The 25,705-nt window shown below is 50.1% G+C and carries 14 protein-coding genes; 12 read left to right on the top strand and 2 right to left on the bottom strand.

Features of this window, described 5'->3' with window-relative positions; all coding sequences use genetic code 11:
• The first annotated feature begins 141 nt into the window (after positions 1-141).
• From QWI17_RS21835 to QWI17_RS21820, 4 genes are all read left to right on the top strand, one after another.
• A complete protein-coding gene (locus QWI17_RS21835) occupies positions 142-2,292 on the top strand; it encodes a cellulase family glycosylhydrolase (protein WP_302724654.1) in 2,151 nt (716 codons plus the stop codon).
• A 120-nt stretch (positions 2,293-2,412) separates the two neighbouring features.
• A complete protein-coding gene (locus tag QWI17_RS21830; RefSeq protein WP_302724653.1) occupies positions 2,413-2,907 on the top strand; it encodes a metal-dependent hydrolase in 495 nt (164 codons plus the stop codon).
• 172 nt (positions 2,908-3,079) lie between these two features.
• Positions 3,080-3,640 (top strand): SCO family protein, encoded by a 561-nt coding sequence (locus tag QWI17_RS21825; RefSeq protein ID WP_302724652.1) that lies wholly within the window; start codon positions 3,080-3,082, stop codon positions 3,638-3,640.
• A 16-nt stretch (positions 3,641-3,656) separates the two neighbouring features.
• Positions 3,657-5,156, top strand: a complete 1,500-nt coding sequence (locus QWI17_RS21820) for a methyl-accepting chemotaxis protein (protein WP_302724651.1) — start codon at positions 3,657-3,659, stop codon at positions 5,154-5,156.
• 10 nt (positions 5,157-5,166) lie between these two features.
• Here QWI17_RS21820 and QWI17_RS21815 read toward each other — a convergent pair whose 3' ends face one another.
• Positions 5,167-6,606 (bottom strand): DUF3300 domain-containing protein, encoded by a 1,440-nt coding sequence (locus tag QWI17_RS21815; RefSeq protein ID WP_302724650.1) that lies wholly within the window; start codon positions 6,604-6,606, stop codon positions 5,167-5,169.
• Positions 6,607-7,154: 548 nt separating this feature from the next.
• On the opposite strand from QWI17_RS21815, the gene QWI17_RS21810 reads away from it, so the two are divergent.
• The 5 genes from QWI17_RS21810 (at position 7,155) to QWI17_RS21790 (ending at position 14,338) form a co-directional block, all read left to right on the top strand.
• Positions 7,155-10,190 (top strand): TonB-dependent receptor, encoded by a 3,036-nt coding sequence (locus QWI17_RS21810; RefSeq protein WP_302724649.1) that lies wholly within the window; start codon positions 7,155-7,157, stop codon positions 10,188-10,190.
• A 150-nt stretch (positions 10,191-10,340) separates the two neighbouring features.
• A complete protein-coding gene (locus tag QWI17_RS21805) occupies positions 10,341-11,072 on the top strand; it encodes a SapC family protein (RefSeq protein ID WP_302724648.1) in 732 nt (243 codons plus the stop codon).
• A 10-nt stretch (positions 11,073-11,082) separates the two neighbouring features.
• The gene (locus tag QWI17_RS21800; protein WP_302724647.1) at positions 11,083-12,072 is read left to right on the top strand and encodes a cupin-like domain-containing protein; all 990 of its coding nucleotides are present in this window, start codon (positions 11,083-11,085) and stop codon (positions 12,070-12,072) included.
• Positions 12,073-12,119: 47 nt separating this feature from the next.
• On the top strand, positions 12,120-13,616 hold the full coding sequence (locus QWI17_RS21795) for a tryptophan halogenase family protein (RefSeq protein WP_302724646.1): 1,497 nt from the start codon (positions 12,120-12,122) through the stop codon (positions 13,614-13,616).
• Between the two features lie 26 nt (positions 13,617-13,642).
• Positions 13,643-14,338, top strand: coding sequence for a DUF6445 family protein (locus QWI17_RS21790; RefSeq protein ID WP_302724645.1), 696 nt, complete (start codon positions 13,643-13,645; stop codon positions 14,336-14,338).
• Between the two features lie 79 nt (positions 14,339-14,417).
• Here QWI17_RS21790 and QWI17_RS21785 read toward each other — a convergent pair whose 3' ends face one another.
• On the bottom strand, positions 14,418-15,956 hold the full coding sequence (locus tag QWI17_RS21785; RefSeq protein WP_302724644.1) for a tryptophan halogenase family protein: 1,539 nt from the start codon (positions 15,954-15,956) through the stop codon (positions 14,418-14,420).
• A 319-nt stretch (positions 15,957-16,275) separates the two neighbouring features.
• Between QWI17_RS21785 and QWI17_RS21780 the strand changes: the two genes are divergently transcribed.
• The 3 genes from QWI17_RS21780 to QWI17_RS21770 all read left to right on the top strand — a co-directional run bounded on the left by QWI17_RS21780 (position 16,276) and on the right by QWI17_RS21770 (position 25,666).
• Positions 16,276-17,415 carry a helix-turn-helix domain-containing protein gene (locus tag QWI17_RS21780; protein WP_302724643.1) on the top strand — a complete coding sequence of 380 codons (1,140 nt, stop codon included), beginning with the start codon at positions 16,276-16,278 and terminating at the stop codon, positions 17,413-17,415.
• Between the two features lie 397 nt (positions 17,416-17,812).
• On the top strand, positions 17,813-23,035 hold the full coding sequence (locus QWI17_RS21775) for a di-heme oxidoredictase family protein (RefSeq protein ID WP_302724642.1): 5,223 nt from the start codon (positions 17,813-17,815) through the stop codon (positions 23,033-23,035).
• Between the two features lie 498 nt (positions 23,036-23,533).
• Positions 23,534-25,666 carry a glycoside hydrolase family 16 protein gene (locus tag QWI17_RS21770; protein WP_302724641.1) on the top strand — a complete coding sequence of 711 codons (2,133 nt, stop codon included), beginning with the start codon at positions 23,534-23,536 and terminating at the stop codon, positions 25,664-25,666.
• Positions 25,667-25,705: the final 39 nt, after the last annotated feature.

Here is a 25,705-nt window from a genome sequence, read left to right as displayed (position 1 = left end):
TATCGCGCATTTTTCCTAGTGTTGCTCATTCTGGAGAGTCTGACGTAGCAGGTTCGTATTCAGGAGCCTGCGCGCAGGTCAGCTTAAGTAGTTTCGCTGACATTGATTTGATAATAACGAACCTCAAAGAGGAAGTAAGCGATGATTTTAAAATCTCACAAAAGTCTGTGTACATCCCTGAGTGCATTATCTTTAGCGTTGTCGGCCGCAATGGCAACGGCTGTGGAGCCCATGAGCACCAGCGGTAATCAAGTTCTGATAGGTGGCACTCCGGACAGTGTTGCAGGGCCTAGCTTGTTTTGGAGCAATAACGGTTGGGGCGGCGAGAAGTTTTACAACTCTGGTGCTGTCGCGAGTGTCAATCAGGACTGGAATGCCGAAATAATTCGCGCTGCCATGGGCGTAGAGGATCCAGGCGGCTATATTGATGATCCGGCTGGCAATATGGCTAAAGTGCGGGAAGTGGTTGATGCCGCTATTGCCAATGACATGTACGTTATTATTGATTGGCACAGTCACCACGCAGAGCAATATACGGCACAAGCTGTGAGCTTTTTTCAGCAAATGGCGAGTGAATACGGACAGTATGACAATATCATCTATGAGGTGTACAACGAGCCGCTGCAAGTCTCATGGAGTGGCACAATTAAGCCCTATGCCGAGCAAGTGATAGGTGCCATCCGGGCGATAGATCCCGATAACCTCATTGTTGTGGGCACACCAACTTGGTCGCAGGATGTTGACGCTGCCGCTAATGACCCCATCACCTCTTACAGTAATATTGCCTATACCCTGCATTTTTACGCGGGCTCTCACACTCAATACCTTCGCGATAAAGCCCAGTATGCACTCGATATGGGGATCCCCTTGTTTGTCACTGAGTGGGGCACGGTAAATGCTAACGGTGATGGCGGTGTCGATTACAACGAAACGAATATTTGGATGGACTTTCTGAAAAGCCGAAATATAAGCCACGCCAATTGGGCATTAAACGACAAGGCAGAAGGCTCTTCTGTTTTAGTTCCTGGCGCCAATACAACGGGCAGTTGGCCCGATAGCCAGTATACGGCCTCCGGCACTTTTGTGCGTGATATTGTGCGCGCCTGGTCCGATGGCGGCGTTGACCCAGACCCTGAGTGCTCGCAAATAAACCTTCCGGGTAAAATTGAAGCTGAAGCTTACTGCGCTATGGAGGGTATTCAGACTGAGGCGACCACCGATACCGGCGGAGGTCAAAATGTCGGCTGGACAGACAGCGGAGACTGGTTAAGCTACTCGGTTAATGTGGCCGCTGCCGGAACCTACACCGTGAGTTATCGTGTGGCCGCCGCGGACGCGGTTGGAACCATCAACCTAGAAGCGGCTGGTGGCACACCTATGTATGGATCGCTTGATGTTCCGGCAACTGGCGGCTGGCAAACTTGGCAGACAATTTCTCACGAGGTGGAGTTGGTGGCTGGTGAGCAAAATATTGCCGTAGCGGTCGGTGCTGGAGGTTGGAATTTAAACTGGATTGATGTTCAGCCCGTTGATGATAGTCAGGCTTGCGCGGCGGTCGCTGTACCGGGGCGGATACAGGCGCAAAATTACTGTACTCAAAGTGGTGTGCAGACCGAAGCGACAGCTGACAATGCTGGAGACGAAAACATAGGCTGGATAGATGCCGGCGATTTTGTGACCTACCGGGTTGATGTTCCTACTGCCGGCATTTACGCCGTGAACTACCGCGTTGCATCACTCGCTAGCGGGGCTTACTTCGAGCTTGAGTCAGAAGATGGTGCTAGCTTATACGACGTGGTGCAAAGCTCGGCTACCGGGGGCTGGCAAAACTGGGAGACAGTAACTAGCCAGGTGGATTTGCCTGCTGGCAATCAGGAGATCAAGGTAACGGCTACCGGTGATGGTTGGAATATGAATTGGTTTGAACTTGGCTCGACTTCGTCCTCCTCAAGCAGTTCTTCGAGCAGTTCTTCGAGCAGTTCGTCTTCTAGCTCTTCCAGTTCGGGTTGTGATATCGCAAATGCCATAGACACCGGAGGCAACACCACGTGGGTCAGTCAAGGTCAGTGTCTGGCGTACAATCATAGCGACGGTCAACTTCGCTTAGGCAGTTGGAGTGCGGCGGCGGGTACGCAGTACGATGTCACCAACTGTAATGGAGAGGTCATCAGCAACGTGTCGCAGGTGGTGAATGGCTTTAGTGCTGTGAGCACGGGCACCAACCACTGCACGCACTACATCCACGTTAAACAAGCGCCAGCAGACTTTAGCCTGCAGTTTGGTAGCTGGTAAAAATTCCGGTCGTTTTTAGAGTATGAGCGGGCCTTGTGCCCGCTTTTTTCGTTCTGGCCGGTAAACTGCGATGGGTATATTCTGGAATAGTAAACCCACAGAAATAACGAGAGTACCGCTATGCCTTTTACGCCTTTTCATATGGGGCCCGGCCTACTAATAAAGTCGGTGCTGCGCGGTGCGTTTAGTTTAATGGTATTTGGCTGGGCGCAGATAATAATGGATATACAGCCTCTGTTGGTCATGTTAACGGGGGATGGACACTTACACGGTTTCTCTCATACTTATCTGGGCGCAAGTTTGCTCGCCGTATTGGCCGCAGTAACGGGCAAACCACTGGCTGCGATCGGTTTGAAAATATTGCGGGTGACGCCTGAGCGAAAAACCATTACCTGGCCAATCGCGTTTGTTAGCGCCGCAATCGGAAGTTATAGCCACGTATTTCTCGACAGTATTATGCACGCCGATGTGCAGCCTTGGTTTCCTTTCAGAATGGGCAACCCGCTGTTAGGGTTACTCTCCTACGATGCCATTCATTGGTTCTGTCTTGGAACGGCCCTGTTGGGTATCGCCTTATATGTATTGGTGAGTTTTTGGCGCGATCGCAATCCTTAGTGCAGGCTGGCCGAGAAGTATAAAAAAGTGGTCTAAATCGATACATCTCAACACTGGCGCGGTGCGTATAAGCTAGACTGGTATTACAGGGTGCAGAGTAACTTGCTCCACGCGAATATCAACTCCTTTTTTTTGATGTTTGTGGAATAAGCATTGCTTTTTGGTGGAAATGATGAAGCATCACCTGAAAATGACCGCAGCCCTCGCACTTGCGCTGTTGGCGCTGCCGTTTGGCTTGTGGTTGACACTGTCTTTGATGTCCGAATTGAAACAAAATAGCCTTATCAATGCGGGCCCGTTACGGTGGCAAAATGTAGACGGGAGCTGGTCTTCGTTACAAAGTAGCGCAGCGCCCTATACCTTATTGTTTTTAGGTTTTCTATCGTGTGACTCCGTTTGCCCCAAGCGCTTGTCGGAAATGGCGCTAATTTCTCGCAATACCGATGCTGAACAACTTCAGGTTTTATTTATTACGATAGACGCAACACGTGATACGGCTGGGATCCGTCGGCAACTGGTTGATGCTCTCGGTATCCGATCAGGGCTATTGGAGCCTCAGGCTTTGCGGGCGCTGAGGTCACGGCTTCATGACCGAAATCAAGAGCTAAGTCGACATAGCCCGCGTACCTACCTGCTGGCCCGGGACGGGCGAGTTTTAGCAATTTTCCAAGGGGAGGCATTAAGCGCACACGCTGTGCAAAAACATTTAAGTATGCTAAATGCTACCACCTAATGAGCTCGAGGTTTTTATGACATCACTGCAAGATTACCGTGAACGTACTGATAAGGCCATGCTCATTTTACTCCTGTTGCAAGTGCCTATTCTCTGGATTTCGGGGTTGATGGGGGCGGGCTTATTTTTATTCAGTGTTATTAGCTCCTCAATTCTGGGGGGCGTTGCCTTCGTGTGTTTTATAGTGCTGCGTGGGCATTGGCAAGCGTCGGTCGCTTTTGCCATCCTGATGATGAGTTTTTCCGCTATCTTAATTCAATCCCAGCTTGGCATGATTGAAATGCACTTCCACATTTTTGCGATGATGGCGGTGTTTTTGGTGTATGAGGACTGGCGCCCCATTGTGGCAGCGCTGTTAACGGTAGCCCTACATCACATCAGCTTTACGCTGTGGCAATTGGCGGAGACGAGTATTGGTGGCATGCCGCTGATGGCATTTGCAGTGGAGTGCACCTGGGGTATAACGTTCCTCCATGCCGCTTTTGCTGGATTTGAAGCCACCATATTGTCGATATTGGCCGAGATACTTCGACGTAGAACTCAGGTCGATCAGGCTGTTGTTCGGGTAGTCGAAGAAGTCGCTTCAAGCCGAAATTTACTCGCGCGGTGTGAACACGATGAAACCGATTCTGGTCGTGCTGTCAACGAGCTGGTAAGTACCTTACAAGATTCCTTTATCGGGTTAAGAGAAAGTGCTGATAACAGCGAGTCCTTGAGTGATGCGCTCGATGAAATCAGTTCAAACTTAGGACGCCTGATAGCAATGCAATATGATCAGACTTCCAATATCGCAATGTCTACCGAAGAAATGCTCAACAGTATTGGTGCCGTAGAGCAAAGCAGCACTCGTTCGGCACAGCTTACAAACCACCTGGAGGATGAAGTATCTGCGGCCAGTCAAAGCATGACGGCTATTGTCAGCTCCATTCGGGGGTTAGAGTCCGATATGGGAGATGTTGCTGGCTCGATGAATCAGGTTAATGACGATACTTTGGCTGTTGGCTCCATCGTCGAAAGCATAACGGCCATCTCTGAGCAGACAAATCTACTTGCCCTTAATGCCGCGATTGAGGCCGCTCGCGCTGGAGAGTCTGGGCGAGGTTTTGCTGTTGTGGCCGATGAAGTACGCACACTGGCGGCACGCACCAAGAGTTCGGCCAGTGAGATAGGTACACTTATTGAAAAGCTTAACAGCAGTGTGGCTAAAACTGTTGAGTCAATGGGGCGCAGCCAACAGGAAATGGAGCGTAGTAGTTCCGAGGTTATGACAGTGGGTGACAAGCTTGCTGCGATTGCGGAAGAAACACGGCAAGTGAATGAAATGTCTCAGGCAATTGCTCAAGCGCTGGAAGAGCAGCGCCGGGTGATGGAGAAAATTGGCAGTAATACCAATGCTATCAATACAGAAGGGCGCGAAATGTCATCGGTGTCGGAGAAGCTCGTGCGCGGTGCCTCTGAGCTGCGTGGCACCATCTCTGAGAATCGCGCAGTGATAGCGCAATATCAAGTTCAATAGCCTATATTCGCTAGCGCATTCGGCCACCCCGGTCGCCACCGCTGCGACTAGTGCTTCTTGCCGGAGTGCGGCTTACCGGTCTGCTATTGTTCGTGGCCCGTTGTAAGGTAGAGCGCTGCGCACTGTTTATTGCCGGGGGAGACGTGCGCGTGCTCGGGGTGCTTGCCGGGCGTGAGACGTTGCTTGGCACTCTGGCGGCAGGTGTGCGCACTGATTGTGGTGTATTGCGGTTAACGCGCTCTGGTGTGCGGGTAACTTGGGTGCCGGGGCGAACCGGTGCCCGATTGGCGCGAATTTCTTCTGTGGAGCTACGGCGTACATTGGCGCTGCTGGTATCGCGTAGTACGCGCTGGCGAACACTCTCATTGTATTGTCCAGATGTGCGCTCCCGGTTAAGTCTGCTCATTTCCGCATTGGCCCGGCTTTGTGCAGTGCCCGCACGGTGTTGACCGGATTGCTGGCCGCGACCACCGTATATGGCATTTAAGCGGCTTGAGTGGTGCTCAAGTTGTCGGGTAGCTTGTTCGCGGCGCGGGTCGTGAGATGGCGGGTTGTGCCGGCCGTGGCCGCCACCGTAGTTATGGCGAGAGCCGCCGCCATAGTAACGTACACCGCGGCGGTGAGTTGGGTTGTGATACCAGCGCTCGGTATAACGTGGACGGTAGCCATAGTGGTGGTGATGGCTATAGTAATAAGGGCGATCGTAGCTGATGACCACGGTGCGCTGGCCCCAGTGAAAGCCGCCGAAATAAAACCAGTCACCGACGGGGGCATAGAAGCCCCAGTAGAAGCCGCCGTTGTAGCGCGGCGGGTAAGACCAGTATACCGGTGGGTAGTTAACCCAGCTCCAGGAGCCATAAACATAACGCGAGTCGTAGTAGGGTACATAGACCACCTCGCGACGCACGGGCTGAATAATAATCTGCTCTTTCTCATAAACCACTTCCTGATGTTCCATATCCTCGAGCGAGCCTTCATTCAGTGCTTTTTGTCGCAGTATTTGTACCGCCGCCAGTGTGTCGCTTTCGCTGATTAGAAAGGCTTCGCCCAGTTCCTGCGTCCATAGTAAGTCCTCACTCATGCGCGCCAGCAGGTCGGGAAACGCGAGGAGTGCTTTTACGCTGGGGTCCCAGGGCTCATTCTGAGCTGCCTCCACAGCTTCCTGGCCTTCATGTTCGGGGTGTTGCTTGGCCCAGCGGTCCGCTTGCACCACTTCCAATGGGTAGGTGGCGGCAATCAGCAGATGAGTCAGTACGGTATCCGGATAAAGTGCCACCGGCGCCAGTAGCTGCTGGAGCTTCTCTGGTGATGGGGCCTCAACGTCTTGGGTAGACTCGGCATAGGTGTGTGCCGAGGCGATCAGTACGAGCGAAACAAGCCACACTGGCAGTAAGCGTAGCACCGCCAACAATGGAGTGTTTGAGTTGCGAGTGCTTTTAAACCTAATCATATAAGCCTCCCGTGATACGGGTATTTTCAGCTGTGTTATGGACAGTGTAACAAGTCAAACTGAACGTGCCCTGAACGATACTGATTTTAAGCGCCGTCATATTTATTCACTCAGTATAGCGTTTTGGAGCAGCCTAAAGAGTGGTGGAGCATTCGATGGAACTTTGACAACACTGAGCACAGGTTAGCTCCTCAACGTTCGCAAAAGTATGTTTGTTATTGGTATTCGGCAAGCGCACAGCCGCAAAAATGATTGCGCTACCACCCCGGTGGCTTTTAGTCGACGGGTTAGATTGAGTCGAATTTGGGTTAAATATGGTGAATTTAATTTGCCATAAAATTTGACTCGCTTTTGTATTATCAATTGTTAAGTGGTTGATATACATGATGTTAGTGTTTCCCGTTTTACTGAAATAAAAGTGAGACTCGCCATGTTATCGCTCACTGTCAAAGTGGGACGACGCTCTTTTGCTATGGCGCGATATTAGCCTCGGTTAGGTCGGTAAGGCCGACCTTAAACATAACAATAATGGTTCGAGGATCAGCTCCATGAGTATTAAGCAGAATTTCAAGCGCAAGCTTATTGCCTCTGCAATTGCTTCTACAGCGATTGCGGGTTTTGGCAATGTATCCTATGCCCAAGACGAAGAGGCTATGTTGGAAGAGGTGATTGTTACGGGTATCCGTGCCAGTCTCCAGCGTTCGATGGATTTAAAACGTGACGCCAGCGGTGTTGTAGACGCGATTTCCGCTGAAGACATTGGCAAATTCCCCGACACGAACCTGGCTGAGTCGCTGCAGAGGATATCCGGTGTATCGATCGATCGCCGCGATGGTGAAGGGTCCAAGGTTACGGTCCGTGGTTTGGGGCCGGACTTTAACCTCGTTATGCTTAATGGCCGTCAAATGCCAGGTGCGACACTCGAGTCAACAGTGGCCTCCGGTTCGCGCTCATTTGATTTTGCCAATATCGCCTCCGAAGGTGTGGCTGCGGTAGAGGTGTATAAAACCTCCCGTGCCGATGCGCCTCCAGGTGGTATGGGTGCAACCATCAACATCGTAACGCCGAAACCATTAGAGGCTGGCTCGAAAGCGTCAATCGGTGTGAAAGGAGTATACGACCAATCTTCACAAGACTCGTCAATCACTCCTGAAATCTCCGGCATCTACAGCGAGACTTTTGCCGATGGCAAGATCGGCGTGGCGGTAACGGCCAGCTACCAAGAACGTAACGGTGGATCGGCTGCAGCGCAAATCGGGACTGGATGGCGTTCATTTCCCGGCACGGTAGTGCAGGATTGGGGTGGTCAGGAAACCGTAGATTGGGAATGGGGTGGCATCGACTTTAATGGTAATCACCAAAATCAGCCATCTGCGGATGACGTCTATTCTACCCCCCAGCAAATGGGCTACGCTTTTACCGAATTCGAGCGCGAGCGCACGAATGGTCAGCTTACGCTGCAATTTGCCCCAACGGATGATCTGACTGCGACGCTGGATTATACCTACAGCGAAAACACTATTGCCTCTACTTACAACGATGTGGGTGGCTGGTTTAACTTTGGTGGGCAAAGCACCATTTTTACCGATTACGATTCCCCGGCAGTCCAAACTCCAGTGTTGTACTCAGAAGACATGACCGATGGCGATTTGCCTATGGGTGTGGGCCGTCAGGCCGCAAAATACGAGAACAACTCTATTGGTGTAAATCTTGAATGGAATGTTACTGACAAGCTGACACTGTCTTTAGACGCTCACAGCTCTGAGGCCGAGGCAACCCCGGACAATGAGTACGGTAACAGTGTAGGCATCGCGGTTTCTGCTTATGTGCGTGATCGTTCAACAGTGAACGTTCGCGGTGAGATGCCAGTATTGATTTTGGATATTCTCGATGGTGCTGGTGGCGACAATCTGCGTGTGCAGGATATGCAGGTATCTGGCAGCTATTTCCGCAATAGCCGCATGAAACAGGAAATTGACCAAATTCAATTGGACGGCGAATACGCATTTACCGATAACCTGAAATTACAATTTGGTGTTGCCAGCACAGAAAGTGATTACCGCTCGTCCTTTAGCAACGTACAGCGTGAGTCCTGGGGTGGCTTGGGCGAGCCGGGCATGTTGAACGAAGACTGGTTTACACCAGAAACAATCCTCGATCGCTTTGATGGCACATACAGTGAAGTCTCTCAGGAAGAGATCAACTTCTTAGGCGGCACCAATACCTCGCCTCTGAACGAGCGCTACTCATTTAGCTTTGAGGATGTGCGCAATTTCGCGGCCAATAACCTGGACGATGGTGAAGGTCCGACTAATTGCCCCGACGGGTCAACTTGGTATTGTGCGCAGGCTCCAGATCAGTTCAACGACATATCTGAAAGCTCCGAGAGTGCGTATGTATCGGTTGCCTGGAATACAGATATAGCATCGATGCCGTTTAATCTATTGGCAGGGGTCCGCTATGAGTCGAGCGAAGTGGAAACTCCGGCTTCGGCCCAAGCATATGGTCCAATTTCCTGGGTGTCAGCCAACGAATTTAGTATGCCAACGGTGGGAGAGCCGGTAGCCATTACAGACAGTGGTGAGTACGACTTTGTGCTGCCGTCCATCGACACCAGTTTAGAGGTGATGGAAGATGTCATACTACGTGCTTCTTACGGGCAAAGTATCGCTCGTCCCAATTGGTTGGATTTGCGCGGTGGTACTTCTTATAGTCAAGGGCCGCGCGTTAATGGCACTACCGCTAGCCGTGGTTCGCCAGGTTTAGAGCCTTATAAGGCCGACAACTTTGATTTTTCTGCGGAGTGGTATTTTGCCGACGCCAGTTATGTGTCAGTGGGTTACTTCCAAAAAGAAGTGGAAAACTTTATTGGTTCACGTGTCGTGACCGAAGAAAATTCCTTGGAAAATACTCCGCACCCTGCGCAAGGTGAACGCTTCCAGGCGGCGGTTGATTCTGGCCTTTCTCCCAATGCTGTTGTCGATATCCGTGAATACATTTACGCAAATTACGCCGACCCAGATACCGCGTATATTGATGGTAGCGGCAATATTGTTATTGTCGGCATACCGGGTCAGGATCCGAATGTATCTGTTGAAGTCACTGAGGTGGCGAATTCAGACCGCATAGTCGATGTCGATGGTATCGAGATGGCTATTCAGCACACCTTTGGCGAAAGTGGCTTTGGCGTTATTGCCAACTACACTATGGTTGATGTAAGCACCAACTTCGATAATATGGTATTGCGTGATCCACAGTTCTCATTGCCGGGCGTAAGTGACACTGCCAATTTGGTGGGCTTTTACGAAAAGAATGGATTCCAGGCTCGTGTGGCCTACAACTGGCGCGATGCATTCCTTGCCTCTGGCGCATCGGGCACTGGTAACAACCCCATATATGTTGACGAGTACAGTCAGGTTGACGTGAATGTCAGCTACGATGTCACCGATAACCTGTCTGTGTTTGTTGAAGGGCTTAATATCACCGAAGAAAGCGGTCGTAACTACGGTCGTTCATACGATCAGGTGCTGGGTTACTACCAAGGATATGCTCGCTATAACTTAGGTGCCCGCTATACTTTCTAAAGTACCAGTTTAGAAAGTGCGGATTGCAATGCCGGTGGGTCTTCCCGCCGGTATTGGCAGCAGGGAAAGCCGCCAAGATAAGGCGGCTTTTTTATGCGCAAGAATTTAGTTAAAGTGAACAATCAATAATAATGAAATATGGGTGGCAATGTGACGAAAACTGTAATGCTCAACAGTGAAGAGCACAAAGATTTACGAATTAATACCGAATATTCCCCAGAGTTGGGGGACGGCGTTATGTGGGCGCAAACCTTTGCCGCCGAATTTCGCAATGCGCAAGCTCACTACCCAATACTCTTCCAGAAAGACAGTCAGACCGGAAAGTTTATGTCAGTTGCATTGCTCGGGTTTGAGCAAGGGGAGAATCTATTTATGGAGAATGGACAGTGGAATGCAGGTTATGTACCGCTTATGATTCAGCGTATTCCATTCTCGATCGGAGTGGCTAAAGATGACCTAGGTGCTGAAGACCGCCGTTTGATCAATGTAGACATAGAGCACCCCAAGGTGAATAGGGAACACGGGCAACGTCTGTTTGAGGAGCATGGTGCCGCCACGCCATTTCTTGACCGGGTTTCAGGAATGTTGGAAACCATTCATGTCTGGTATCAAGATAACGAGGTTTTTCTAAAGGCATTAGAAGAATTCGAATTGTTGGAGCAAGTGTCAATGGATATCACCCTTGATGATGGCACTAAAGGTCAATTACTCGGTTTCTATACAATAGATGAAAAAAAACTGCGTGAGCTGACCGCTGACAAGCTCGCCGACCTGCATCGGCGTCACTATCTCGAGCCCATCTATATGGCAATAGCTTCCATTGCGAAAGTGCGCAGTTTAATGGAGCGTAAAGTCGCTCTAAACACCGCTGCCGACAGCTAGCGAATTTTTTATGCAAGAGGTAGAAGTTCTAAGTTTTCCTGAAAAGGGAAAAGCACCTCAAACCCTTTCGCAGCTGGCAAAGCCGGTTGTACTAAAAGGTTTTGTCGATCATTGGCCTGTAGTTGAGCAGGCGTGCCAATCTGATCGTGCGTTAATGCAATATCTAAGTCGCTATGTCGCCGATCTTTCGGTCACTTTTTACCAGGTGAAACCTGGAGTAACTGGAGGTCGGATTGGGTATCTGAACGATTTTAGTGGTTTTACCTTTGATCGCCTTGGTGGAAGTTTTCAGGAAGTATTGACTCTTTTGATGCAAGAAGATGTCCCCCGTTATATTGGTTCAACTCGCATTGATCGGTGGTTGCCGGGGTTTCGCAACGAAAATGACGTCGAGTTTTCTTCTGAAAAGCCGTTGGCCAATTTTTGGATTGGCAATGCGACAGATATTGCGGCTCATTATGATAGTCCGCTCAATATTGCTTGTTGCGTATCAGGTAAGCGAACGTTTACTTTGTTTCCTCCCGAGCAAGTCGAAAATCTCTATATAGGTCCGGTAGACAAAACTCCGTCTGGCCGAGCAATTAGTATGGTTGACTTTTCTGCTCCCGATTTTGATAGATATCCCAGATTCAGAAAAGCACTTGATCACGCGCAGACTGTAGTGCTAAGCCCGGGCGATGCAATATATATTCCGCCGCTTTGGTGGCATAGGGTGAAAAGCGAAGGCAGGGTTAACATGCTGGTCAATTACTGGTGGAAAGAAACTCCGGACCATATGGGAATTCCTGATCTCGCGTTGGAGCATGCAATTTTGGCGCTTCGGGGATTGAATGATCGTGATAGGTCGTCTTGGAAGGCTTTGTTTGATCACTACGTTTTCGCAGAACAAAATATTGCTACGGATGCCATTCCGGAAAACCTGAAAGGCATGTTAGATCCGGAAAATGAACAAGCTGCCAGGCTGGCTTGGATCAACTTTTCTAAAAAACTAAATTCGTAGATTAAGATGTACATTACCCAATTGACTTGTTAAGCGAGGTGTTACCCGTGAAGCCCATCAAAAAAATCGTCATTGCCGGAGGTGGTACCGCAGGTTGGATGGCGGCCGCAATGATGGCTAAAACCATGGGAAAGAACCTTCAAGTCACCTTGGTGGAGTCTGATGCTATTCCGACGGTGGGTGTGGGTGAGGCAACAATCCCACCGCTAACAACATTTCATAATATTCTCGATATTGACGAGCGGGAGTTTATGGCGACAGTGAATGGCACCTTTAAACTTGGTATAAGCTTTGAAAATTGGCGAGAAAAGGGCCATAAATACATTCACTCTTTTGGTTATGCCGGCAAGGATTGTTGGGCCTGTAGCTTCGTTCATTTCTGGTTGGCAGGAAAGGCTCGCGGGATCGATTACCCCTACGCTGATTATTGCGCTGAGCTTTTAGCTGCGTATGAAGGGAAGTTTGCGGTGTTGCCAAATGGGAGAATGAATTACGCTTACCATATGGACGCGGGACGGTACGCTAAGTATTTGCGTTCTCTTAGCGAAAAGCTTGGCGCTAAACGCCATGAGGGGAAGATAGAAAAGGTCAATATTGATAAATCGACAGGAGATATTCATTCACTGTTGCTGCAATCCGGAGAGACTATAGAGGGCGACTTCTTTATTGACTGTACAGGTTTTCGTGCGCTGCTCATTGAGCAATCGCTGCATGCCGGATTCGAGGATTGGTCACATTGGCTACCTTGCGACCGGGCTCTGGCTGTGCAAACTAAAACTGTAGCGACGCCCTTGCCTTACACCAGATCCATAGCCCACGATGCTGGTTGGCAGTGGAGAATACCCCTGCAAACTCGGGTGGGTAATGGGCTCGTGTATTCAAGTCGATTTTGGAGTGATGAGAAAGCTGCAGAAGTTCTGATGGCCAACCTGGAGGGCGACATTATTAGTCAGCCCAAACCTATCCAGTTTCGCACCGGTACCCGGCGCAAGCACTGGCACAAAAACTGTTTGGCGCTGGGGCTGTCCAGTGGATTTCTGGAGCCTCTAGAGTCAACCAGCATCCATCTTATTCAAAAATCGCTGGTTCGCTTTATGCAGCTATTGCCGTCCTCTGGGGTTAATCTCAGTGATGTCGACGAATTTAATCGACAAACCAAAATTGACGTAGAGCGAATTCGGGATTTTGTTATCTTGCATTATAAAGTGACTGATAGAGTCGATTCTGAGTTCTGGCGATATTGCAAAAATATGTCCATTCCGGAAACACTTCAACAAAAAATTGATCTATTTTCTGATTCAGCCAAAGTGTTCAAAGTAAATAACGAGCTTTTTGGTGAAGAGTCCTGGATTCAGGTGATGATGGGCCAAGGCGTAATACCCAAGTCATACCATGGGTTTGCCGATGTCATGAGCGATCAGGAGCTGGGCGAGTTTCTGGCGAGTATCCGTCAATCTATGGCGCAAATGGTTGCAAAGTTACCCTCTCATCAACAGTTTATCGATCATTACTGTAAAATGACGGATATCTATGAGTCCAGGTAAAGAGTATTTTCCGAAATTGTGATGAAATGATCAATATAAGAGGAAAACTAGATCCAAAAGTCAGGCTAGTGGGAAACGGTAAAACCCCAGTTATTGTAATTGACGACTTTAGCGATCAAATAGATGCGCTGCGTCAAATAGCGAATGGATATGCGCATTTTTCTAAGGCTACGGGAGGGTATCCGGGGCAGCGCGCCGTTCTCCCTTCTGCTTATGGCGGCGCTATCTATAACGCTCTGGAGTCATTGATTAAGTCAGTATATGGCTTGCCTAGTGACAATTATGGGCGCTGCTTTCATCAGTTGTTTTCTCTGGTTACCAATGCAGAAGAAGACCTTTCGTTGTTGCAAAGACTGCCGCACTTTGATACGGATAAGTCTAGCTATTTTGCGGTAATGCACTATCTGGGTGATGGCGATTTTGGTGGTACAGGATTCTTTCGGCATCGTTCGAGCTCGATTGAAAGAGTCACTGTGGAGAATAAAAGCTTGCTTACCGAGAGCGTGCGCCGAGAAATTGAAAAAAGTCCCCCTGCCCCTGCGTATGTGCAAGGCTCCTGTGATCAATTCGATATGATTGATTCTATAGATTATCAAATGAATCGATTGCTGGTATATCCTGGAAACTTATTACACTCAGGCCTTATAAATCCCGCTAGAGATGTATCTCACAGTGTTCTGAAGGGGCGGCTCACTGCCAATATATTTGTTGACTTCTCTTAGGGCGCGGCTAAGAGTTTGGTGAAGCTTTAGAGGTTCGAACAAAATGTCTTCAGTGTTGAAGTGAAGTTTATATTGAGGTTTAACGTAGTAAATGTTTGATCATTGCCCGGTTGCTCGGTAAAGCATTAATGTACTTTGTTAGCTTTTGCCTATTCATTGCAATGAATTTTTCAATTGTTGCATCATTATCGGAAACTTTGTAAGTACTTCTTGGCTCTGTGTTAAAACCCATGCCGTACAAAACGTATTGGTAACTGGCCGAGGGAAAAACTTCCCCTTTGCGGTCGAAGTCTAGCTCCGATGGTGGGCGATGCTTCCAAAGCATAAGTTTTTCTGATAGCGATTCAGGAATTGATTCTGGATTGCGATGGGCGTTCCAGTATTCACCTTTACGTTGCGATAACACATAGTGCAGCTTTAGGAACTCGATTACCCGGTCCCATCGATAGAGAAATTTTTCGTTAAACCTGCGGGCCGTGTAATCCATCATTTCGCGATTGGTAGGTAGGTCATCCCGGATCATTTCGGCGGCTAGTTCGACCATAACGAGTGCAGATGCTTCAAGTGGCTCAATGAATCCCGCAGACATTCCGACTCCAATGCAGTTGCGGTGCCAGAACTGGTGGCGGTGACCTGGGTCGAATTTAATTGCTTTGATGTTTAGAGACGAAAAAATATTTTCAGATGTATCGCGTTCAATGTGCTCGCGAAGATTTTGTTCGGCCTGGTCATCCGAAGTGAATTCGCTGGCGTAAACGAAACCTACGCCGCGTCGCGTTGGAAGTGCAATATCCCATATCCAGCCTTCATTTTGAGCTGTGGAAATAGTGGTGGATGCGATCGGTGCTTCCGGATCGCTATAGGGAACTTGGGTGGCAACGGCTCGATCGTTGAACAAATAGGGTCGACAATCGCGCCAGCCTATGTTGTAGTGCTTGCCCAAAAGTAACGAAGCACTGCCGCTACAATCAATAAACAAATCAGCTTTAAGTTCGCCGTGGTTGTGAGTGCTGAGGGAGTGTATGTCGCCGTTATCGGCGCTGTTAACCCCGGTAACATGATCCAGGATATGGTTAACGCCAAGCTTCGAAGTCGCGTGACGTTGTAGTAGTTGGCCGAATTTACCTACGTTTAAGTGGTAGCCGTAATTTACAACAGCGGCGTAATCAGGGGTCGCCATTTGCTTTGGGGCCAAGCCTTTTTTACACAGGTGTGTCTGGGAAGTAAAAGTATCTGCATAGGAAGCACCTCGAAATTGGCGGCGCCAATAGTTATGCAGGTTAGCTTCAAAATAACCCTCTGGTAGGACGAACGGATGATAGTAGGCATCTGTGTCAGAGCCGTTAACCCAGCCGCGAAATTGTGAGCCCTGTTTGAACGATGCGTCGCACTCACGGAAGAATATTTTTTCTGAGATGCCGATTCTGCTGAGTGTTTGACGCATGGTTGGCCAGGTGCCTTCACCGACACCAACGGTAGCGACATCGGGCGACTCTATTAGCGTAATTTTTACCCCATTGGGGCTGTTGCAACAGTGTTCTGCAGCGATAATGCTGGCCGTTAACCAGCCAGCACTGCCGCCGCCAAGTACTACGATGTGCTTTAAGTGTTGATTCATACATAGGCTCAATTTTGTACGTATTGGAGCACTATAGCGGCCAATGCCGATAGCGTCCAGAGCACATAATGGATGGCTGTGTACTTTCTGTTAAGTGTCGTCTTAATGGCTAACGGCGACTAAAAATATGATGAAAAACAATTTTCGCTTACTGCACGGTATCTGGTAAATGGCCATCAACCCATTTAAAATTAATCGCTTACACAGTTCACGGAAGCATAGGTTATTGTCTTTATATTTATGTGTAATAACTGTTAGAAGAAATGGCAAGGGTCGTGCCTGTTAATAATAATGAATCTAAAAAATAAGAGCCGGTCCCATGGACGCAAGAATATTTAATGTTCACGATATATTTTTAGTCATAACTATATTTGAAGTGGTTATTTTGGCTGCCTACCGAATTACAGTGCCTACTAAAGCTGGTGCTGGAAATTTATGGCTAGTGCTTTTTCTCGTTGCGGTCGCGTTGGATATGTTTGCCAATTTAGTCATGTGGAACCCTGAGTTTCCGGCGGCGCATTGGGTTAAGCAGGAGTTTCTGGCTTATTTGTTTACCTTTACTCACTTTGTGCGAGGACCGTTATTCCTTTTTTATGTGACATCTTTGCTATTTTCCCGGCGTTTTAGCCGATTAGAATTGATGGCCCATGCTATGCCATTTGTGATTGCGTTGACCGCGGTGGGTGTTTTGGGGGTTACCTCCTATGATTTACAGTCCCGATCAGATAACACACTAGCTAACTCGATCGCCAGTGCAATTTGGTACATCTCAAGTGTGGTGTCAGTCATTTATGCGCTTGTGGCTCTGTATGTAATTAACCGCTATATGGTTCAGGTAAAACAGCGTATGTCGAGTGTGCCTGTATCGGAGGTTACATGGCTGGCAGTACTCAGCATTTGTTTTTTGGTGAGTTGGACCTGGTCGTTCTTGGTTGTTCTGGTGGCGGATACCGTTGGCGGCGAGGTGGCGGATGCGACCGGAACATTGCACAATTTAATACGGTTTTTACTGATGAATGGTTTGGTTTTTTATAACCTTGCGTATGCTTGGAATCTCAGTTTAGCTGAGCCTGCCGATACCGCTGTTGCGCAGACAATACCCGCTGCAGATGATGTCATTAAGGCTATTCAAAAAGGTATAGATCACTATCAGTTGCATCTACAGCCAAGCATTAATATAGACCAGTTCGCCGACAAGGTGGGTATGCCACCGCGAGTTGTTTCGCAGGTGATTAACCGAGATCTTGGTACGCGCTTTTTCGAGTTTATTAATCATCATCGGGTGGAGCACGCCAAGACGCTTTTGACGGATCCAAATTGTGCCAGAATGACCATTCTCGACATATTATTGGCCTCAGGCTTCAATAACAAATCATCTTTTCACCGTTTCTTTAACCGCTTGGTTGGATGCTCACCGACTGAGTTTCGGCGGGCCCACTTGCCCCAGCATGGCTCATAAGCCAGAACCCCCCTTTTGGCCGTCGCCGTACTCCTCAAACTCCTATCTTCCCACCTTTTTTGCCGAAAAGAAAAAGTGGGAAGTTAATGTCGGGATATTAAGGTTGAAAAATCTTGGCTCCGAACCCCCTGTAAATAAAGGGCTGCAGGCCTCCCAGTTTTATTTTCGTCACAGATTGCGATTCTGGTCAAAGAGTGACGAAATTACCTGTGTTGTTGACTAGTTTGACATGCTCAAGGCGGGTGCGTGTGATGAGTTGGCTCCCTAAAATGAATCGCCGGGCCAAAGCATCGCCGCCTCAAGTTTGTGCAACGGACTTAAATGGACTGCCATCTACAATCGCACAGGCTAATAAGCACCAAGGGAACCTAACAATAATCAACCCTGGAGTAGAGCTATGAACAAGCGCAACCGGCGCAAAACACCCCGACCACTATTGGTTGGGGCCGCGGCACTTGCCGCAGCACTTAGTGCGGCTTCCTCACAGGCCCAGCAGGTGGGCCAGTTATTGTGGGAGGATAATTTTAATAACCTCAATACCAATCACTGGAACGTTGTTGAAGGCAATGGCTGTCAGCTCGGCCCAAACTTGTGTGGCTGGGGCAATCAGGAATTGGAGTACTACCAGGCCGACAATGTCTCTATTGAATCTGTGCCTGGCGAGCCCGGTAACTCGGCGCTGGTGTTTGAAGCCCGCTCGGAAAATGTAGACGGCAGCGCTTTTACCTCCGGTAAGCTGGACAGTCAAAATGCCGTGGCCATTCAGTATGGCATGATCGAAACTCGTATTCGCGTGCCGAACCTTGAAACCGGCCTGTGGCCAGCCTTTTGGTTGTTGGGTACCAGCACTGCCAGCTGGCCTGCTAAGGGTGAGATCGACATGATGGAAATGGGCCATCGCCAGGAAGAGATCGACAAATTCCATGCCGGCGCCACGCCCAACAGTTTTGTTGGCGGCAACGCTATTTTTTACTCTGACGATGCCTGTGTAGAAGGCAATCCAACCTGTGCGGCTATGTCTGCCTGGGAAACGGATAACGCTTATGTCTCGCAATCGCCGATGAATGACCGGTTTATTACCTATCGTTTGTACTGGACGGATGAATCACTGCGATTTACCGCTATCGACAATGGCGTTGAGTACGATATGTACGACGCCCCTATTGGCATTACGGAAGAGTCCGACGAATTTCGCGCGCCCTTCTATTTGTTAATGAATCTGGCGGTGGGGGGTAACTTTACCGACGCTTTGCAAAACAATCAGGTGACCGCACCGATTCCCGCCAAAATGTACATCGACTATGTGCGCGTGTACGAGTACGACGGCTTAGGGGAAGTCATATTAGGTCAAACATCGCAGCCCGAGGTGGGTACCTTTGGTGTGTTTACCGATGACACCTTTACCAACAATAAATTAGAAGCGGGCAGCAGCTCTGATGTGTATATCTGGAGTACTGGGTCGCTTGTTGGTGGCAGCGAGCCTGCGTATGAAGGCGACAACGTTATTAGTTGGGACTATACCGCCCCTGGGCAGTGGTTTGGCGGTGGCATCCAGGCACGCCAACCACTGAATATGGATAACTTTGCCGAAGGCACTGTGAGCTTTCGAATCAAGGTGCCAGCCAATGTTTCCTTTAAAGTGGGTATGACCGATACCTATACCAATGAAAACTACATTGATTTTCCAGCAGGTGAAAACAAGTACGGCTTGGTGCGTAATGGTGAATGGGGAACTGTAACCATTCCGGTGGCGGACTTGCGTGGTTCACTGGTCGCTATACAGTCACTGGCCTACCCATTTGTCATTTTAAATGGCGATAATCTGCCGGGCGCTAACTTTTCATTGGCGATCGACGACATTGTTTGGACGGGCGGAGGCAATGCGGCCGACGACGATGGTGATGGTGTTCCCAATCAAAATGACGCATGCCCTTCGACGCCTGCGGGTACTTCGGTAGACAGTAGTGGTTGTGCGCTTGTCGTGCCCACCGACACCGACGGTGACGGCGTACTCGATGGCGACGATGCCTGTCCTAATACCCAAGCGGGGGTGACCGTTAATGCGTTGGGTTGCAGTACCGAGAGTGTAAGAGTCCAGGCGGAAGATTACGTTAATTATATCGATGGCGATGCCGGTAATAATGGCGGCGCCTATCGCACCGATGACGTTGATATTGAAGCGACCAGCGACACCGACGGCGGTTACAATGTGGGCTGGACTGGCACCGGTGAGTGGCTGGAGTACAGCTCCAATCTTGCCGCAGGCACTTATCAGGTAACCGCCCGAGTAGCGGCTCTCAATGATGGCGGCGCACTGAGCGTCGGTATTAATGGCGCTTATACACCGAGCACCGCAGTCAACAGCACCGGCGGTTGGCAAACATGGCAAAGCATTGTGTTGGGCACCGTGGATACTGTCGCGGGCGATGCCAATGTTCGTATCAATATTGATGCTGCCGGTTTTAACTTAAACTGGATCAGCCTTGAGAAGATAGTCATAGATACCGACGGCGATGGTGTCGGCGACAGTCAGGATCAGTGTCCTGCGACCGCAGCCGGTTCTGCTGTGAATGCAGCAGGCTGCGCCAGTGCGGGTGTGCAGTTACAAGCGGAAGACTACATTAACTATTCCGATACGACCCCCGGCAATGAAGGTGGTGCCTATCGCAATGATAATGTCGATATCGAAGCGGCAGCCGACAGTGGCGGTGGTTTTAATGTGGGCTGGACCGCAACGGGTGAGTGGCTTGAGTACAGCGCCGAGCTGGCTGCCGGTACTTACAACGTCACTGCACGCGTTGCTGCGCAAGGTGGTGGTGGCCGCATCACTGTCACCGCAGATGGTGCCAGTACCGGTTCTACTGCTGTTGGTGATACCGGTGGTTGGCAGAGTTGGGTTACCCGCGATTTAGGCTCGGTAACCGTAGGCAATGGTGTGACTACGATCCGCTTAACCGCCGACAGCGTGCCCTTCAATATTAATTGGTTGGCCCTGACGCCTGGCACTGCGCCCGCTGACAGTGATAATGATGGCGTTAACGACGGTCAGGATCAGTGCCCCAACACACCGGCTGGTACTCAGGTGGATGGCAATGGTTGTGCTGTGGTGTTAGATACGGATAACGACGGTGTGGCTGATGGCGCCGATGCGTGCCCCAGTACGCCCGCAGGTGCCAATGTCGATGCCAACGGCTGTCAGATATTTGGTGACAGTGATGGCGATGGCGTAACCGATAACCTTGATCAGTGCCCCGCGACCCCAGCAGGTGCGTCGGTTGATGGCAACGGTTGTGAGGTGAACAGCAACGATGGCAGTTACGGTATTGGCGAACCTGGCGCTGGCAGCCTGGAGTTTTATCTCAATACAGCAGACTGGGCTGACTTGCACTACACCGTCAATGGCGGTGGTCAGATCAATGTCGCCATGATGCAAGCCAGTGGCCGCAATACCTATAGTGCTAACGGTTTTAGCTCGGGCGATGTGATTGATTACAGCTTCACTTACTGGAATGCCAATCTGGCTGGTGCGGTCGACTCACCTTGGGCGAGTTACACTGTCGGCAACGGCTCCAATCCCGATCCCGGTCCCGATCCAGACCCAACGCCGACCGATAGCGATGGTGATGGTGTGGTTAACGCTCAGGATCAGTGCCCAGGCACGCCGGCTGGCACCAGTGTTGATGGCAATGGTTGCCCGCTAACGACACCACCCGGTGCTCAGGTGGTTCCACTGTTTGATCAAAACACACCATTGGAGCCGGTAATTGTCTATGACCGTGGCGATGCATTAGTGACACGCTTCTCTGACCGCGCGCGCGATAGGCACGCCAAGGAAAATCACTTCCAGGCCTACGATCATTATCTGACCTTCTACTGGGAAGACCGTACAGCGGCGATTGAGATTGTCGATTACGTCGCTAAGGGCGGTGATTCCATTCGTATGAATGTGCGTAGCGAGTTCAAACTCTCGGACACCGAAGCGGAAAATCGCTGGTGGTACGAAGGTCTGAACACTTTGGCCCAGTACTGTGGCAATGGTGTTATGGACACTAACGACAATGTCAACTACTGGAAAGAGGAAAGCTGGAACTGCCGTGAAGGCCGCCCAATTCAGGTAGGCGATAAGCTTGAGTTCGAAATTAGTCAATTCCTTGATGTCGGTGTTCCACGTGGCCGTGCTAACTACTATGGCACGACATACCTGTACATTGTGGGTGAAGGTTTAGTGCCTTGGGATGTCACCGATAAAGTGGAATTTGTCGGCGGTAATTATCTGCAGCGAGACTCTATCCCCGTGCCGGAAAAAGCGCGCATGGGTGGAGATACGACCTTGCATGTGCAGATGACCGCTGAGCCCGATGGTCACTTTCAACAAATGGCGAACAACCTGGGCTATGAAAATGGCCAGCCTTTTGTGTTAGGACGTCGCGTTCATCACTCGTCGTTCGTTGACGGCACCCACGATGAGAACCCGGAAAACGGCGTTAATAACGCGGCCATGGGTAAATCCGGCCCGCACTATATCAACGAGCGTTGCTCGGATTGTCACGTGCGTAATGGTCGCGCCTCGGTCGCTGAAATTGGGGAGCCGCTGGATCGGTGGGTATTTAAAATCGGCGATGCCGACGGTAATCCTGAACCTGCCCGTGGTCGTGTTCTCCAACCACAAGGTATAGGCAGTGAAGGTAATGTGGCCATTCAATCCTGGACCGAGTCCGGTGGATTGCGCTCACCCAACTACACTTTCAGCAATGGCGCCCCAGATACTTTCTCGGCTCGTTTGGCGCCTAACCTAAATGGTATTGGTTTGCTGGAGGCAATTCCCGAGTCTGATATCTTGGCAAAGGAAGATCCCAACGATGCCAATGGCGACGGAATTTCAGGGAGGGCCAACCGTATTAGTGATCCCGCTACAGGACAAACACGCCTGGGACGTTTTGGTTACAAGGCGGCAACCGTCAGTGTCGAGCATCAAGTGGCTGCGGCCTTTAATACCGATATGGGAGTGATGACCAATTTGCTGCCCAGTCCTGACTGCGGTTCGGCGCAAAGTAATTGTGGCCCGGCTGGCAGTGAACTGGCCGATGAGCACCTGAATAACCTCATTAAGTATGTGTCGTTGTTGGGGGTTCGCCCACAGCGCGCATACAATGACCCTGCGGTATTGAATGGTGAACAAACGTTTGGCCAAATCGGATGTGCGGATTGTCATACGCCTAGCCATCAAACCAGCGAGTACCATCCGCTGGCGGAGCTTCGCGATCAAACCATTCGCCCCTATACCGACATGCTTTTGCATGACATGGGGCCCGGCCTTGCCGACAACCTTGGCGAAGGTGAGGCGACCGGCAGCGAATGGCGAACAGCGCCGCTCTGGGGTGTTGGATTATCGGCGTGCGTCACCGGTGGTGTTGAAGGTGGTCGAGGCTGGGATGCCTTTGGCCTGGATGGTTACGAGTACTGCACACCCGATGCCAATTTCCTGCATGACGGTCGCGCTCGAACCATTGATGAAGCCATTCGTTGGCACGGCGGTGAGGCGCTGGCCTCGAAGCAGGCTTACGACGGTTTGTCGAATAATGCTCGTGATAACTTGCTGAGGTTTATCGAGTCGCTGTAATTTAGCAGTCACCTACGAGTATAAAACGGCGCTTTCGGGCGCCGATTTTTTATGTGTGTTATATGGAGAGGTTTTTCTATCCCACTTTTAATGGGACGGGTTGGCGCCTGGCCCGGATAATGCGATATGTCCTGCAGGCCAGTAATTATCTGGGTTTGGGGGGAATTCCCATCTTTGATGATGTTGTAAAAATGGGACGATTGCGAGAGTGGGTGAAGGCACACTGGCACTGTGGATGTATGGGCAACCGGTTTACCGGATTACGTTCACGGCCGCAGGCATGTCAGGTTGCCTGCGGTTAGAGTCTAACGAATATGCGAGTATTTCTGACTCTCCTTATAGTATTCCCCTCCCGTAAGGGAGGGGCTTTTTACATAACATAATATGGCCCCATTATAATTTCTTCAGGCAAGGGCAGGCACAGTATTCAGGTACTAAGTTCACTACCTCTGCGACAGCCGTTGCAAACACATCAAAACAATAACGAGACAACAAGCCATGAATAAATTCACTTTATCTTTATTGGCTCTGGCACTGACGGGACTCTACGGTTGCGGTGGTGGTTCCTCTTCAGATTCCGACAGTTCAAGCAGTGTAAGCAGTTCCAGCAGCTCTTCTAGCTCGAGTTCGTCCAGCTCTGTAGCGCTCAATGAAAACTGGAATCTCATCTGGAGTGATGAATTTGACGGCGATACTATCGATAACGGTAAGTGGAGCTTTGAAGTCAATTGCACTGGTGGCGGCAACAATGAATTACAGTGTTATACCCCGCGCCCCGAGAATGCTTTTGTTGCAGACGGTCACCTCAATATTGTCGCCCGCCAGGAAAGTTTCAGTGGCCCGGGCCGCTGGGATGATGACCCCAGTTATGACCCAAACGATACTTCAGTTCAACGCGACTACACGTCTGCCCGCCTGCGCAGTAAAAACAAAGGCGACTTTAAATATGGTCGCATGGAAATACGGGCAAAGCTTCCACAAGGACAGGGTATTTGGCCCGCTTTTTGGATGCTGCCTACCGAAAATATTTATGGCGGTTGGCCGCGCAGTGGTGAAATCGATGTTCTGGAGGCGGTCAACACAAATGCCGCTGGCGCCAACGAAGTGCATGGCACGCTGCACTATGGGGCGGTCTGGCCAGGCAATCGTTTCTCTGGCACCTCATTTGTACCACCTGCGAATGTGTGGGAGGAGTTTCATACCTACGCTGTTGAGTGGAGCGAAGGCGAAATTCACTGGTTTGTGGACGATACGCATTTCGCAACACAAACGTCTGACGGTTGGTACACCTACTATGAAGGCCCGGCAGGGCAAGGTTTTCAGTTGGGTGAAGGCTCGGCACCCTTTGATCAGGCTTTTCATTTAATCATGAACCTCGCGGTTGGTGGGAATTGGCCCGGGGCACCGGATGACAGTACCAGCTTTCCGCAAACGCTGCTGATTGATCATGTGCGTGTTTACGAATGCGCGCTGGATACGACGACCGGTAAAGGCTGTAGTGATCAGTTGGATGAAAGTGTAGAGCCGCTCGATGGGTTTTCGGCGCCTAGTGCTCAAGGTTATGAATTGTTTAAAGATGGTGCCGCCAGTGTGGCTATGGAGTCTCCCGCAGGCGATGAACCTGCCACATTGACACCGGGCTACTATGAAGCCGCTTCCGGCAACCTTATTGTCGATCCTGCCCAAAGCGATGACAACGCTACCGTTTGGAGTGCCGAGTTTTTTGGGCTTGCCAATATTTTTCTGGGTATTAGTAATACCGCAGGTGCAGAGGGCGTGGATACCGGTGTTAATCTCACTGAGTTTGCGCAAACCGGTCAGCTGGCGTTTGATATTTACCTAGAAGAAAAATCCAGCGATGCCACCCTTTTGATTAAAGTTGACAGTGGTTGGCCTAATGTCAGCTTTACTGAAATTGATCCGCCCGTTGGTGAGTGGGTTCGTATGGCGGTACGCTTCAATGAATTGCAAGCAAATAATATTGAACCCGGTCAGGTTAATCTGGAAAATGTCATCAATCCTTTCGTTTTGGAAGTAGCAACAGGCACGGCTAAATTAAAGCTCAATAACATCGCACTGGAATGTTTAGGTGATTGCGCCCCTCAGGCCGTTCTAATGGGGCAGTCAGATACCTTGGAAGCTCCGCATGCGGTTTTTGACGATACTATTGACGTGAACTGGGATTTTGGTATCGGTATTTATGAAACGGGTGCAGGTCACGTGTCAGCCGCTATTGTCGACGCTGAAGACGTTGTGCGCGGTCAAGTGATTGATTTGCAATTTGGCGACTCCGGCGCCAGCGGCATAGCCTTTATTCAATCAACCGGCACCAAGGACATGACGGCTTTTTCCGGCGGTACTCTCTCCTTTGATATCCATGTTCTGGACTACGGCTCGGCATCAAATATTTCAGTGCGGGCGGACTGTGTGCACCCGTGTAGTTCAGGTGATATTGACGTAGGTATGGTGGGCGCGGGCTCATGGCAAACGGTTGAATTGCCGGTGAACGATTTAACCAGCGGCGGTCTTGACCTGTCTCGCGTCAATACCCCAATTGTGATATCGCCTACCTGGGAGTCACAAGCCAACGTTCATTTGCAGTTGGATAATATTCGGTATCTGGCGCCGTGAAGCTTGAGGTCTGAGGTCTGAAGGAGGTGCGCTAGTTCT

Source organism: Gilvimarinus gilvus, assembly GCF_030518155.1.
Taxonomy (GTDB): domain Bacteria; phylum Pseudomonadota; class Gammaproteobacteria; order Pseudomonadales; family Cellvibrionaceae; genus Gilvimarinus; species Gilvimarinus gilvus.
The sequence above is the reverse complement of the archived record's forward strand: the minus strand, read 5'-3'. Positions and strand labels throughout refer to the sequence as shown.